Source organism: Azospirillum sp. B510 (assembly GCF_000010725.1).
GTDB classification, from domain to species: domain Bacteria; phylum Pseudomonadota; class Alphaproteobacteria; order Azospirillales; family Azospirillaceae; genus Azospirillum; species Azospirillum lipoferum_B.
Genome location: NC_013854.1, coordinates 1,945,497 through 1,958,848, shown reverse-complemented (window position 1 = coordinate 1,958,848; position 13,352 = coordinate 1,945,497). Strand labels below are relative to the sequence as shown.

The 13,352-nt window shown below is 68.6% G+C and carries 10 protein-coding genes; 7 read left to right on the top strand and 3 right to left on the bottom strand.

Going from position 1 to position 13,352, the window contains the following annotated elements; translation table 11 throughout:
• The first annotated feature begins 43 nt into the window (after positions 1 to 43).
• Together AZL_RS09075 and AZL_RS09070 are read left to right on the top strand one after the other, a co-directional pair.
• Positions 44 to 379, top strand: a complete 336-nt coding sequence (locus AZL_RS09075; RefSeq protein WP_012974333.1) for a tRNA-binding protein — start codon at positions 44 to 46, stop codon at positions 377 to 379.
• 271 nt (positions 380 to 650) lie between these two features.
• On the top strand, positions 651 to 2,606 hold the full coding sequence (locus tag AZL_RS09070; RefSeq protein ID WP_247894181.1) for a methyl-accepting chemotaxis protein: 1,956 nt from the start codon (positions 651 to 653) through the stop codon (positions 2,604 to 2,606).
• Between the two features lie 24 nt (positions 2,607 to 2,630).
• Here AZL_RS09070 and AZL_RS09065 read toward each other — a convergent pair whose 3' ends face one another.
• Positions 2,631 to 3,368 carry a response regulator transcription factor gene (locus tag AZL_RS09065; RefSeq protein WP_012974331.1) on the bottom strand — a complete coding sequence of 246 codons (738 nt, stop codon included), beginning with the start codon at positions 3,366 to 3,368 and terminating at the stop codon, positions 2,631 to 2,633.
• 1,022 nt (positions 3,369 to 4,390) lie between these two features.
• Between AZL_RS09065 and AZL_RS09060 the strand changes: the two genes are divergently transcribed.
• The gene (locus tag AZL_RS09060; protein WP_012974330.1) at positions 4,391 to 5,032 is read left to right on the top strand and encodes a response regulator transcription factor; all 642 of its coding nucleotides are present in this window, start codon (positions 4,391 to 4,393) and stop codon (positions 5,030 to 5,032) included.
• A 66-nt stretch (positions 5,033 to 5,098) separates the two neighbouring features.
• Here AZL_RS09060 and AZL_RS09055 read toward each other — a convergent pair whose 3' ends face one another.
• Positions 5,099 to 7,942, bottom strand: a complete 2,844-nt coding sequence (locus AZL_RS09055) for a [protein-PII] uridylyltransferase (RefSeq protein ID WP_012974329.1) — start codon at positions 7,940 to 7,942, stop codon at positions 5,099 to 5,101.
• Between the two features lie 269 nt (positions 7,943 to 8,211).
• On the opposite strand from AZL_RS09055, the gene AZL_RS09050 reads away from it, so the two are divergent.
• Both AZL_RS09050 and AZL_RS33340 read left to right on the top strand, forming a co-directional pair.
• Positions 8,212 to 8,523, top strand: a complete 312-nt coding sequence (locus AZL_RS09050; RefSeq protein ID WP_148219264.1) for a hypothetical protein — start codon at positions 8,212 to 8,214, stop codon at positions 8,521 to 8,523.
• A gap of 190 nt (positions 8,524 to 8,713) precedes the next feature.
• A complete protein-coding gene (locus AZL_RS33340) occupies positions 8,714 to 9,037 on the top strand; it encodes a hypothetical protein (RefSeq protein ID WP_012974327.1) in 324 nt (107 codons plus the stop codon).
• 26 nt (positions 9,038 to 9,063) lie between these two features.
• Here the strand turns inward: AZL_RS33340 and AZL_RS09040 are convergent, their stop codons facing one another.
• Positions 9,064 to 9,570 carry a hypothetical protein gene (locus tag AZL_RS09040; protein ID WP_012974326.1) on the bottom strand — a complete coding sequence of 169 codons (507 nt, stop codon included), beginning with the start codon at positions 9,568 to 9,570 and terminating at the stop codon, positions 9,064 to 9,066.
• Positions 9,571 to 9,883: 313 nt separating this feature from the next.
• Here AZL_RS09040 and mutS point away from each other — a divergent pair, with 313 nt between their 5' ends.
• Together mutS and AZL_RS09030 are read left to right on the top strand one after the other, a co-directional pair.
• Complete coding sequence (gene mutS, locus AZL_RS09035) at positions 9,884 to 12,520, top strand: DNA mismatch repair protein MutS (protein ID WP_052293652.1); 2,637 nt, start codon at positions 9,884 to 9,886, stop codon at positions 12,518 to 12,520.
• Between the two features lie 167 nt (positions 12,521 to 12,687).
• Complete coding sequence (locus AZL_RS09030) at positions 12,688 to 13,332, top strand: tetratricopeptide repeat protein (RefSeq protein WP_012974324.1); 645 nt, start codon at positions 12,688 to 12,690, stop codon at positions 13,330 to 13,332.
• The last annotated feature ends 20 nt before the right edge of the window (positions 13,333 to 13,352 follow it).

The following is a 13,352-nucleotide window of genomic DNA, read 5'->3' as shown; positions in this document are numbered from 1 at the left end:
CGCGCTACCCTGATCCCGACCGCAAAACCGGACCGGACAGGCCATGACCATCAGCTATGACGATTTCGCCAAGGTCGATATCCGTGTCGGCACCATCCGCGCCGTCGATCCCTTCCCGGAGGCCCGCAAGCCGGCCTACAAGCTGACCATCGATTTCGGCGGAGAGATCGGCACCAGGCGCAGTTCCGCCCAGATCACCGGCCATTACACCGCCGAGGCGCTGGTCGGCCGGCAGGTGCTGGCGGTGGTGAATTTTCCGCCCAAGCGGATCGGCCCCTTCACCAGCGAGGTTCTGTGTCTCGGCCTGCCCGACGCCGGGGGCGCCGTGGTGCTGGTCGGCCCGGATCAGGTGGTGCCGGACGGCGCCCGGCTGTTCTGAGCGCGACCCTTTCCAACAGCGGTGGAGATGTATTTGCGATGCGGGCGGGTTCGTAACAATCGCCGGTTGGCCGAGCCGGGATGGATTACGAAACTGTGACAAATCGCGGCTGCCTTTTGATGTAAATCATATGATGGAAGCGCAGATCCGGATGACATGGCGCCAGTGACTGTGAACCAGCACCCGCAACATGCTTTTCCGGTGGATGGAATTGATGAACCGCCTGCGCGTTTTTGTCGGTCGGCTTTCGATTTCCACGAAAGTCACGCTGTTGAACCTTGTCGGCATGCTGATCCTCAGCACGGCGATCCTGTTCGCGATCGGTCAGGTGATCGTCCGTGATCTGGAACGGCAGGCGATCGACATGCAGCGTCTCAGCATCGACATCGCCTGGTCGTCGTTGCAGGAGCGCGGCGGCCGCTTCACCGTCGCCGACGGCAAGCTGCTGCTGGACGGCGTCGTGATGAACGACAACAACCTCGTGGTCGACCGGATCAAGCGCATCACCGGCGGCACCGCCACCCTGTTCCTCGGCGACCGCCGCATCGCCACCAACGTGACCAACGCCGACGGCGGCCGCGCGGTCGGCACCACGCTGGCGCAGGGGCCCGCCTACGACGCGGTGCTGCGCCAGGGCGCTCCCTTCCGCGGCATGGTCGAGATTCTGGGCGAGCCCTATTACGCCGCCTATGACCCGATCAAGGACGCCGCCGGCGCCACGGTCGGCATCCTCTATGTCGGCATCCGCAAGGCGGAGGTGTTCAAGACCTACGACGACAGCATGCGCTTCGCCGCCATGCTGGTGACGATCTGCGCCGTCATGCTGGCGGTGCCCGGCTATCTGGCCTCGCGCCGGCTGCTGCGTCCGCTGGGCCAGCTCGCCCAGGTGATGACGGCGCTGTCCTCGGGCGATCTGAACGCCGGCGTCGCCGGTGCCGGCCGGCTGGACGAGATCGGCGCCATGGCGCGCTCCGTCCTGGTCTTCCGCGACGGCATGGCCGAGGCCGAGCGGCTGCGCGCCGAGCAGGAGCGCCAGCGCGTCGAGGGCGAGGTGCAGAAGCGCAGGGCCCTGCGACTGATGGCCGATACGGTGGAGCAGGAAAGCCGCCACGCGGTGGAGCGGATCGCCGCGCGCTCGCAGGATATGGACCGCAATGCCGGCGCCATGGCGGCCTCGGCCGGGCTGGTCGGCTCCAACGCGCAGAATGTCGCCGCCGCCGCGGCCCAGGCGCTCAGCAACGCCCAGGCGGTGGCCTCGGCCGCCGAGCAGCTCACCGCCTCGATCGAGGAGATCGGCAATCAGGTCGGCCACGCCACCAGCGTGACCCGCGCCGCCGTGGCCGCCAGCGGCCGGACCGAGACCACCATCGACTCGCTGTCGTCTGTGGTCGGCCGCATCGGCGACGTGGCCGAACTGATCCAGGGCATCGCGGCGCAGACCAATCTGCTGGCGCTCAACGCCACCATCGAGGCGGCACGGGCGGGGGAGGCCGGCAAGGGGTTCGCCGTGGTCGCCAACGAGGTCAAGAGCCTCGCCAACCAGACCTCGCATTCGACCGGGGAGATCTCGCGCCTGATCGCCGAAATCCAGGCGGTCACCGCCCGCAGCGTCGAGGAGGTGCGAGAGATCAGCCGCACCATCGGCGAAATCGACGCCATCTCCGGCACGGTCGCCGCCGCGGTGGAACAGCAGGCCTCGGCGACTCAGGAGATCTCGCGCAACGTCAGCCAGACCGCCAGTGCCGCGACCGACGTGTCGACCCGGATCGACGAGGTGTCGCGCGAGGCCTCGGTGACGGGGGAGCGGGCCGACGAATTGCGGGCCGGGGCGTCGGACGTGACCCACAGCATCGACGAGCTGATGCATGTGCTGGTCCGCGCCGTGCGCACCGCGACCGACGATGTCGACCGCCGCGGCCTGCCGCGCTACCGCGTCGAGGCGCCCTGCGCGGTGGTCTGTAGGGAGGCGGCGGCGGAAGGCCGCCTGACGGTGCGGCTGCTCGACATCTCGCGCCAGGGGGCGGCATTGGCCGAGGCGGATGCCGTCGGCGATCGTGGCAGCCTGCTGTTCGACGCCCTGGGCATGGCCGTGCCCTTCGATGTCGTCAGCCGCGAGGGTGGGGTGTTGCGGGTCCGCTTCCGGCTGGCCGAAAGCGAGCGGCAGGCGTTCGCCGCCCGTTTCGCCCGCTTCGAGGAGACGATGGCCGGTCGTCGGTTGGCGGCCTGAAGGGGCTTTCCAGGCCCCGCCCGGTCAGAAGCCGGCGCGGCGGACGGCGGCCTGGACATGCGGCGGGGTGATGCCGGTCCGCGCCTGTTCCAGGGCGCCCTGCTGCCGGGCGGCGAAGACGCCGGCCTCCGTCCGGTTGCGGAAATGCAGCTTCGACAGCACGCTGCGCACCATCGACTTGATCACCGCCTCCGACAGATCCAGCGCGTTGGCGATGGTCCGGTTGTTCATGCCCTCGCCCAGCAGGCGCAGCGTCTCGAACTCCGGGTCGGACAGGCGCGGCAGCAGCGTCAGCCGGATCTCGTCGACGCCCAGGCGCGACAGGAACTGCTTGGGCATCAGGCAATGGCCTTCCAGCCCGAGGTCCAGCAGCTCGTTGATGCGGTCGACGTTCAGATCCTCGAACACCCAGGCGTCGGCGAAAGCCAGGATATGGGCCGCGTCCAGCAGCTCGCGCGATGAGAGGACGACGACGATCCGCGAGCGGCGCGACAGCCGCAGATAGACCATCGGTTCGTTCTCGCGCAACGCCGTGAACTGTTGCAGTCCGATCAGGATCGCGTCCGGCGTCAGCGCGCTCTGCGTCAGCTCTCCGATGTCGTGCAGCACGGTCACGCGGTGGCGGCCACCGCGGTCGAGCTGCTGCACCACCGTCTCGGTCAGCGCGTTGTTGTCGAGGATCAGGCAGACATGCATGGGGGTCACCGCGTTGCGGGTCTGGTGAGATGCTTTCTCATGGGCGTACTCATGATGTGGGTGCATGGGTCAGCTCTGTCTGGAGGAGGCATCCACGGCCGGCCCGGCTGGGGCGTCGCCGCCTGCGTCTAAGGGTTGAAAGGAAATCGGGCGGTCGGCCCAGGCACGTTGTCGTAATCGTCACGTCATCCGGAAAACAACTGTGGATATCGGCGTGTTCGCCTTGTGGTCCGGAAGCTCCTTACCCCGTCCCGGAACCCTGTTCGAAGAGAGGGAAGCCACGCCAGAGAAGAACTGGCCGCACCGCGTGATTTAGAAATGAACAGTGCTCGACGTAAATCAGGCGATGGATGATCAGCCAAGATCGCTTGTCGTCTCCTTGTTGGTCGCGCCAAGTTTCGAAACGGTAACACTTATGGAATGATGTGTGCTGGCCGGGTCACAGAGGAATGCGCGTTGGTACAGGCATCCTTCAGGACTATCCGTTTGGTTTGGTCGCGGCCTTTCCCCTCCCTTGCGCAACCGAATCAGGATTAGCCAAGCTCCTCGAACACGAACGCCCCGAAGATGGCAAGGTTCCAGAAAATCTCCCGGCACTGATGGAGACGGCGCGGCACCTTTCGAATGAACCCCGACGGATGTTCTGAATCCGATAGGCCCATCCGACCGCTTCATTCGGACAGGTCGGTAAAACTATGACTTTCGGCGGGGAGGCTATTTGTCCGTCCATGACCAACGGTGCCTCGAAGGAGCGCCGCGGCTTCAAATGACCTATGGCGCTTGTCCGGATACAGGACCACTTCCGATCGTGGTATCTGGTACTCATCACAGAGAAAATACAGGCCGATGACGGTAACAGATCAACGACTGTGGACGTCAGTAACGGCGGACGGGCATCGGGCCGAGGTCTGCGGGGGTGTCGGACAGATCGGCCGGCTGGCTGGGGCATTTGTTGGAACAGCCGGTGTGGACGGGGTGATCCGGGTGCCGCGGGGGCGCACCGGGCAAGATCGACAACAGCCCTGACGGGCGACCGTCCGCAAGGGGACGGGACCGACAAGGGCCGGCGAGCGAGGATGACGGGGACCATGAAGATTTTGATCGGGGACGACCATCTGCTCTTCCGTGAGGGACTGCGGCGTTTGCTGGAGCAGTTGCAGGGCGGCGCCAGCTTCGTCGAGGCCGGGACCTTCGACGAGGTGCTGGACCAGTGCCGGGCCGGCGGCACCTTCGACATCATCCTGATGGATCTGCACATGCCGGGCTGGCCGGGCTTCGACGGCCTGCGCGAGATCCAGGCCCTGCAACCGGGCGTTCCGGTGGTGGTGATCTCCGCCTCGGAGGCGCTGGGCGACATCCGCGGCGCGCTCGACCATGGCGCGACCGGCTATATCCCGAAATCGAGCAGCGTTAAGGTGATGATGGGCGCCCTGAACCTCGTGTTCTCGGGCGGCATCTACCTGCCGCCGGGCGCCCTGACCGCCAGCATGGACGCCGCCCCGCGCCGCCGTTCGATCGAGGTGACCGACCGCAACGCCGGCTACGGCCTGACCCAGCGCCAGCGCGAGGTGCTGGAATGCCTGCGTCTTGGCAAGTCGAACAAGCAGATCGCCTATGAGCTGGGCCTGTCGGAAGGCACGGTGAAGATCCACGTCACCGCCATCTTCAAGTCCCTCGGCGTCAAGAACCGCACCCAGGCCGTCATCGCCGCTGCGGCCTTGTCGGCGTAAGGCATCTGATCACCCGCCACGTGGCAAGGAACGCCCTCTCCCCTCGCGGGAGGGGGCGTTTCGCCGTTAGGCTCCCGTCACCTTGGTTCTCGTCCGCTTCACGGCCGCGGGCGGCGGGGCGTCGCCGGCGGGATCGTCCAGCGCGCTCAGCAGGCGCTCCTTGATCTTGGCCAGCTTGCCCTCATGCGTCACCTTCAGGCCGAAGACGTCCTTCACATAGAAGACGTCGATGGCCTTCTCGCCGAAGGTGGAGATCTTGGCCGAGCTGATTTGCAGGGTCAGGTTCGACAGCGCCCGCGTCAGGTCGTAGAGCAGGCCCGGACGGTCGCGCCCGTTCACCTCGATCACCGTGTGGGTGGTGGAGGCGTTGTTGTCGATCAGCACGCGCGGCGGCACATGGAAGACGCGGGTGCGGCTGGCATGGCTGGTGCGGCGGGTGGCGAGGTCGTTCAGCGGCTTCAACTGGCCCGACAGCACCTTCTCGATCATCACCGACAGCTTGGCGAGCTTGTCGCTGCTCTCGAAGGCGCCGCCGGCGGCGTCCTGGACGGAGAAGACGTCGAGCGCCATGCCGTTGGTCATGGTGAAGATGCGGGCGTCGACGATGTCGGCGCCGCAGGCCGCCAGCGCCCCGGCGAGGCGGGAGAACAGGCCGCTGTGGTCGGTGGCGTAGATCGTCACCTCCGTCACCGCGCGGCCGCGGTCGACGCGGGTCTCCACCGTCAGCGGACGCCCGGCCCGCTCGGCCTCGCGGACGATGCGGGCCTGATGGGCCAGCGTCTCGGCGTCGAAGGCCAGCCAATAGCCGGGATATCCCAGCGCCTTGTGCCGCTCGAACGCCGCGTCGTCGAAATCGCTCAGCTCGGCGCGCAGGTTGGCCTGGGCCGCCTGGATGCGGCGCCCGCGCCCCTCCACCGTCATGCCGCCGGACATCAGCTCCTCCGACCGGCTGTAGAGCTCGCGCAGCAGCGTCGCCTTCCAGTTGTTCCAGCGCTGCGGCCCGACGGCGCGGATGTCGGCCACCGTCAGCACCAGCAGCAGGCGCAGCCGTTCCGGCGACTGGACCAAGGCCACGAAATCGCGGACGGTCTTCTCGTCCTCCAGGTCGCGCTTGAAGGCGGTGTAGGACATGGCGAGGTGCCAGCGCACCAGCCAGGCCACCGTCTCGGTCTCCTCCGCCGTCAGCCCCAGGCGCGGGCACAGCTTCTCCGCCACCCGCGCGCCCAGCACCGAATGGTCGCCGCCGCGGCCCTTGGCGATGTCGTGCAGCAGGACGGCGACATAGAGCGCCCGTTTCGACACCACCTTGTGGATCACCTCGGTGGACAGCGGCAGCTCGTCGGCATGCTCGCCCGACGCGATCTTGTGCAGGATGCCCAGCGCGAACAGCGTGTGCTCGTCCACCGTGTAGACATGGTACATGTCATACTGCATCTGGGCGACGACCCGGCCGAAATCGGGGATGAAGCGGGCCATCACGCCGGCCTCGTTCATCCGGCGCAGCGTGATCTCCGGATCCTTCGGCCCGGTCAGGATGTCGAGGAACAGCCGGTTGGCTTCCGGATCGTTGCGCAGCTTCGGCCCGATCGCCGACAGCGACCGGGTGATGGCGCGCAGCGCCGCCGGATGGACGTCGATGTCGTTCATCTGCGCGGTGTGGAACAGGCGGATCATGTCGATCGGCTGTTCCTTGAACTGCTTGTCGCTGCGGGCGTTCAGCCGTTCGCCGTCGACGATGAAGCCGTCCACGTCCTTGCGCCGGGCGACCGAGGCCAGCCGCAGCAGGTTGAACTTGGGCGGACGCTTCGATTCCGCCTCCAGCGCCGCGCAGAAGATGCGCGTCAGGTCGCCGACATCCTTGGCGACCAGGAAATAATGCTTCATGAAGCGCTCGACGCCCTTGGTGCCGGCATGGTCGGTATAGCCCATGGCGGCGCCGATGCTGGTCTGGACGTCGAAGGTCAGGCGGTCCTCCAACCGGCCGGTCAGGTAATGCAGGTGGCAGCGCGCGGTCCACAGGAAGTTCTGCGCCTTGGCGAAGCGCTGCGCCTCCTCCGGCGTCAGCACATGCTTGCCGACCAGCTCCTCGACCCCCTCGACCCGGTAGAGGTATTTGGCGATCCAGAACAGCGTCTGGAGATCGCGCAGGCCGCCCTTGCCGTCCTTCAGGTTGGGTTCCAGGACATAGCGGCTGTCGCCCATCTTCAGATGGCGGTTGTCGCGCTCGGCCAGCTTGGCTTCGACGAATTCCGGGCCGGTTCCCGCGACGACCTCCTTGTCGTAACGCTTGCGCAGCTCGGCGAACAGCTTGCCCGGACCCCAGAGATACCGGGATTCGAGGATGGCGGTGCGGATGGTGACGTCGGCCTTGGACTGGCGGATGCACTCGTCGACGCTGCGCACGGCATGGCCGACCTTCAGCCCCAGATCCCACAGGATGTACAGCATGTACTCGACCACCTGCTCGACCCTGGGCGTGCGCTTGTAGGGCAGCAGGAACAACAGATCGATGTCGGAGAAGGGGGCCAACTCGCCACGGCCGTAGCCGCCGGTGGCCGCCACGTCGAACACCTCGCCGGAGGTCGGGTTGGCGGTGGCGAAGATGTGGCGGACGGTGAAGTCGGCCAGCGTGCCGACCAGCCGGTCGGCGAGATAGCAGTTCTCGCGCACGCACTGCTCGCCCGACCCGCCGGCGTCGAAGCGGCGCCGCACCTCCGCCCGCCCCTCGGCCAGCGCCTTGCGCAGGCAGGCGATCAGCGCCGGGCGCAGCTTGTCGCCGGTGCCGAGTTCGGCCACCAGATCCTCAAGCTCCCCCGACAGCTTGCGGCGGGAGATGATGGCGCGCTTGTTGGGGATGACGGGTGCCGGGGTTTCGGGCGGGGGCGGCGCCTTGGAGCGGGGGGACAGCATCGGTCGGGGAGAACCTCGGCTACTGGGGCGGCTACTGGGGCGGCGATCTCGCGGCGATGGGGGATGATTGCCGCTGCGGTCACACTATAGCGGTAAAGCCAACAGGTAGCACGCCAACGATGGAATGCCAGGGCCGCCCACGGGCGCGCCCGGAAGGGCGGTCATGTCGGGGGCTGTGACGGCCGTCACAGCCAGCCCGTCTTTCTCGCGCCATGATTGTGGATGTCACGGTGTGGACGTGGCGGACGGGGCATGCGGAGGGGCGGATCATGGCGACGGTGAAGGGGCGGCGGGAGCTGGCGGCGCTGAACGACGCGCTGACGTTGGCGGAACGCGGACTGGGCGTGCAGACGACCGAGGCGCTGATGGCGCGTCTGCTGCGGGTCGCGGCCCTGTTCCCACGCTCGGTGGACGATGCGCTGATGCGGCAGGTGACCGACCTTGTCACCGGCGATGACATATCGGACGGGGTGAAGCTCACGCTGATCCGCATGGGGTGGGCGTCGATCGTCCAAGCGCAATACAAGCTGCGGGGATTGCGGATGGTGGAGCGGCGCGTCGCCGTCCGGGTGGCGGCCTAACGCTTCCATACCTGCCGGTCGGCAGGAACGTGCCGGCGATTTTTTCCGCCGGAGGGGCGCTTCCTCCGTTACTCTCCGGCAACCCTCTGAAATGGAAGGATTTCCTGGTTAGCGTGAAAATTGCATCGATGCTCCCCGTCCCGGCACGCGGTTGCCGGGCGATGGCTTTCCCGATGATGGGGACAGAGCGATGCAGGTTTCCGGCTATGGATCCGCCTATGCGGCCGTCCAATCGTCCACAACCCGCAGGGGCTGGGGGACCAGCGCGCCGTCGGTCGGCACCCCATCCGGCGTCGGCGGTACCGCCGACGCCTTCCTCGCCGAGGCGAAGAAGACGCCGGCCGAGCGCATCCGCGACGACTGGCTCGCCCGTCACAAGATGACGGAGAAGGATTTGCAGTCGATGCCGCCGGAAAAGCGCGAGGCGGTGGAGAAGGAGATCGCGGAGGAGCTGAAGCGGAAGCTCACCGGCCAGGACGCCAAGCGCGGCGCCGTGATGAATCTGAGCGCCTGACGCCCCCTCTCCGCCGGCCCGCCCGCCTACGCCTCGCGCACGCTCACATGCACGTTGCCGCCGCCTTCGCGCTCCAGCAGGGCCGTGGCGCGCTCCTCCTCCTCCGCCGTTTCGACCCGGACCCACAGGATGACGCCGCCGGCCTCCAGCGCGCGGGTGAACTCGTCGGGCTTGGGGTGGCTGGTCAGCTCGTCCAGATAATCCTTGATGGCGACACCGCCGACACCGGCGGCGACCAGTGCGGCCAGCGCCGCCTCGATCGGGCCGCCGACGATGGCGATCAGGCCGGCGGTGGTCAGGGGGAAGGCGTATTTCAGCTCGCCCACCAGTCCGGTCAACGCCTCGTCCCGCGGCTTGCTCTTGGTTTCCGCCGCCTCCAGCGAGGTGTGGCTGGCCAGCACCGACAGGTCGGCACGGTCGAAACCGGCCGCCAGCAGCGTGTCGACCGCCTGGTCGAAGCCGGCGCGGGTGGAGAAGAGGGCAACGACCTCCCGCACCTCCGCCGGCACGGTCTTCTCGGTCATTTGCGTCATGGTGGCCGTCTCCCTATTTTTCAGGTCGGAGTTCGTCCGATCGCGCGGGTCCGCCCGTCCGCCGTCAGGACGGCCGTCAGGCGGGACGCCCGCGTCATTGTAGCGACCGGCGGCAAGTCCGCGTCAACCGCGACGGGAGAATGGCCGGGGGCGTTGGTGCGCGTCCCATTGTCCCATGGCGGGCCATCCCGGCTATCCCCCGGCCGCTTCTCCCGTGATAGGGTGCGCGCCGCCAACGCCCCCCATCCAACACCCCGTGGTTCCCCTCGTGTCCGACAGCGCAGAAATCGTCATTCCGCCCGACGCCACGCCGATGATGGCGCAGTATCTGGAGATCAAGCAGGCGCATCCCGACTGCCTGCTGTTCTACCGCATGGGCGACTTCTACGAGATGTTCTTCGAGGACGCGGTGAACGCCGCCGCCGCGCTCGACATCGCGCTGACCAAGCGCGGCCAGCATCTGGGCGAGGACATCCCGATGTGCGGCGTGCCGGTGCATTCCCACGAGAATTACCTGCAACGCCTGATCCGCCAGGGCTTCCGCGTCGCCATCTGCGAGCAGATGGAGGACCCGGCGGAGGCGAAGAAGCGCGGTGCCAAGTCGGTGGTGAAGCGCGGCGTCATCCGCATCGTCACCCCCGGCACCCTGACCGAGGACAGCCTGCTCGACGCCCGTTCCTCCAACTGGCTGGCGGCGGTGGCGGAGACGGCCGGCGGGCTGGGGCTGGCCTGGCTGGAGATGTCCACCGGCGAGCTGGTGGTGCAGCCGGTGGAGCGCGGCGGGTTGGGCGCCGCCTTCGGCCGGCTCGACCCGCAGGAGGTGCTGGTCTCGGAGAAGCTGAGTCAGGCGCCGGAGCTGTTCGAGCTGTGGGCGGAGTGGAAATCGCGGCTGACCATCCAGCCCACCCCGCGGTTCGACAGCGAGAATGGCCGGCAGCGCCTGCTGGCGCTCTATGGGGTCGGCACGCTGGACGCCTTCGGCAGCTTCACGCGGGCGGAGGTCGCGGCGGCCGGCGCCCTGGTCGGCTATGTCGAGCTGACGCAGAAGGGGCGCGTGCCCCGGCTGTCGCCGCCGCGCCGGCTGGGGCCGGGCGCGGTGATGGAGATCGACGCCTCGACCGCCCGCAATCTGGAACTGACCCGCACGCTGGCCGGGGAGCGGCGCGGCAGCCTGCTCGCCACCATCGACCGCACGGTGACCGGGGCCGGGGCCCGGCTGCTCTGCGCCCATCTCGCCGCCCCCTTGACCGATCCCGCCGCCATCGGCCGCCGGCTCGACATGGTGGAGTTCGCCCTGGCCGGGGAGCGGCTGCGCGGCGAGCTGCGCCACGCCCTGCGCGGCTGCCCGGATCTGGAGCGGGCGCTGTCGCGGCTGACGCTGGGGCGCGGGGGGCCGCGCGATCTGGCGGCGGTCCGCGACGGTCTGCGGCAGGCCGGCCTGATCCGCGGGCTGCTGGCCGCGGCCATGCCGCTGCCCGACGGGCTGGCGGCGCTCGACAAGCGGCTGGGCGCCCATGCCGAGCTGGTGGACCAGTTGACCCAGGCGCTGGCGCCGGAGCTGCCGCTGCTGGCCCGCGACGGCGGCTTCATCGCCCGCGACTACAGCTATGCGCTCGACGAGCTGGTGACGCTGCGCGACGAGAGCCGGCGGCTGATCGCCGGGTTGCAGAGCAAATACGCCGAGATCGCCGGGGTGCCGTCGCTGAAGGTCAAGCACAACAATGTGCTGGGCTATCACATCGAGGTCACCGCCGCCCATGCCGACAAGCTGATGTCGGACAAGGCCCGCGAGGTCTTCATGCACCGCCAGACCATGGCCAACGCCGTGCGCTTCGGCACGGTGGAGCTGTCGGATCTGGAGCGCCGCATCTCCGAGGCCGCCGACCGGGCGCTGGCGGTGGAGCTGGAGCTGTTCGCCGGTCTGGTCGAGGCGGTGGCGGCGAAGGCCGACGCCATCGCCCAGGCGGCCCACGCGTTGGCGGCGCTCGACGTCGCCACCTCGCTGGCCGAACTGGCGGAGGAGCGGCGCTACAGCCGGCCGCTGGTCGATGACAGCCTCGCCTTCACGATCGTCGGCGGCCGGCATCCGGTGGTGGAGGCGGTGCTCGACGCCGCCCATGGCGGGCCGTTCGTCGCCAACGATTGCGATCTGGCTCCCGAAAACCGGCTGTGGCTGCTGACCGGCCCCAACATGGCGGGCAAATCCACCTTCCTGCGCCAGAACGCGCTGATCGCGGTGCTGGCGCAGATGGGCGGCTTCGTGCCGGCGGAACGCGCCCATATCGGGGTGGTGGACCGGCTCTACAGCCGCGTCGGCGCCGCCGACGATCTGGCGCGCGGGCGCTCCACCTTCATGGTGGAGATGGTGGAGACGGCGGCGATCCTCAACCAGTCGGGCTCCCGCGCCCTGGTGATCCTCGACGAGATCGGGCGCGGCACCGCCACCTTCGACGGGCTGTCGATCGCCTGGGCCTGCGTCGAGCATCTGCATGACGTGAACCGCTGCCGGGCGCTGTTCGCCACGCACTATCATGAGCTGACGATGCTGGCGTCCAAGCTGCCGGCCTTGTCCTGCCACACCATGCGGATCAAGGAATGGCAGGGCGACGTCGTCTTCCTGCACGAGGTGACGGCGGGGGCGGCCGACCGCAGCTACGGCATCCATGTCGCCAAGCTGGCGGGCCTGCCGGCGGCGGTGGTCGGGCGGGCCGACGAGGTGCTGAAGCTGCTGGAATCGGGCGACCAGAACGCGACCATCCACCGGCTGGCCGAGGATCTGCCGCTGTTCAGCGCCGCGCTGAAGCGCCCGGCGCCCACGGCCACGGCTGCGGAGCCCATCCCCGCCGGCCCGTCGCCGGTGGAGGAGGCGCTCTCCGGCATCGACCCCGACAGCCTGACCCCCCGCCAGGCCTTGGAGGAGCTGTACCGCCTGAGGGGGCTGCTGCGATAGGTCGCCGAGCGGGAGTCACTTGACCGGGCGGGTGCCCGATGCTATCCGCCCCTCTTGATCTTGTGGGATCCTCCGGCCGTCGAACCGGCCGGAGCGGTCCCGCCTGACCCGCGCCGCCATCCGGGCCGTGCGCGAAGCCGCCACCGCAAGGACGCCACCGCAGCGCCATGAGCGATATTTTCCGCGAAGTCGACGAGGATCTGCGCCGGGACCGCGCGGAGCACCTGTTCAAGAGATATGGCGGCGCCATGATCGCCGCCGCCGTGCTGGTGGTCGCCGGTACCGCCGGCTACAGCTTCTGGCGCAACTGGCAGGCGCAGAAGAGGCAGGAGCAGACGGTCGCCCTGGTCACCGCCATCTCGCAGAGCGGGCAGGGGCCGGAAAAGGGGATCGAGGCGCTGGCCGCCTTCGCCGGCTCCGCTGATCCCAGCCTCGCCGCCCTCGCCCAGTTCAACGCCGCCGCCCTGCTGATCCGCCAGGGCAAGCCGGCCGACGCCGCGACCGTCTATGACGGCATCGCCGGCCATGGCTCGGTGCCCGTCGAATACCGCGACCTCGCCACCCTGCTGGCGGTGATGCAGCGCGCCGGCGACGGCGACGCCGCCCAGTTGACCGCGAAGCTGCTGCCGCTGACCGCCGAGACCAGCCCCTGGCGCTTCACCGCGCGTGAGCTGACGGCGATGCTGGCCGCCCGCTCCGGAGACACCGAGAAGGCGCGCACCCTCTACAAGCAGCTGGCGGACGACCAGCTGGCGCCGTCGGGCGTGCGCGGCCGCGCCGCCGATCTCGCCTCCCTCTACGGCAAGGGCTGACGCAGGGCCATGACCCCCGA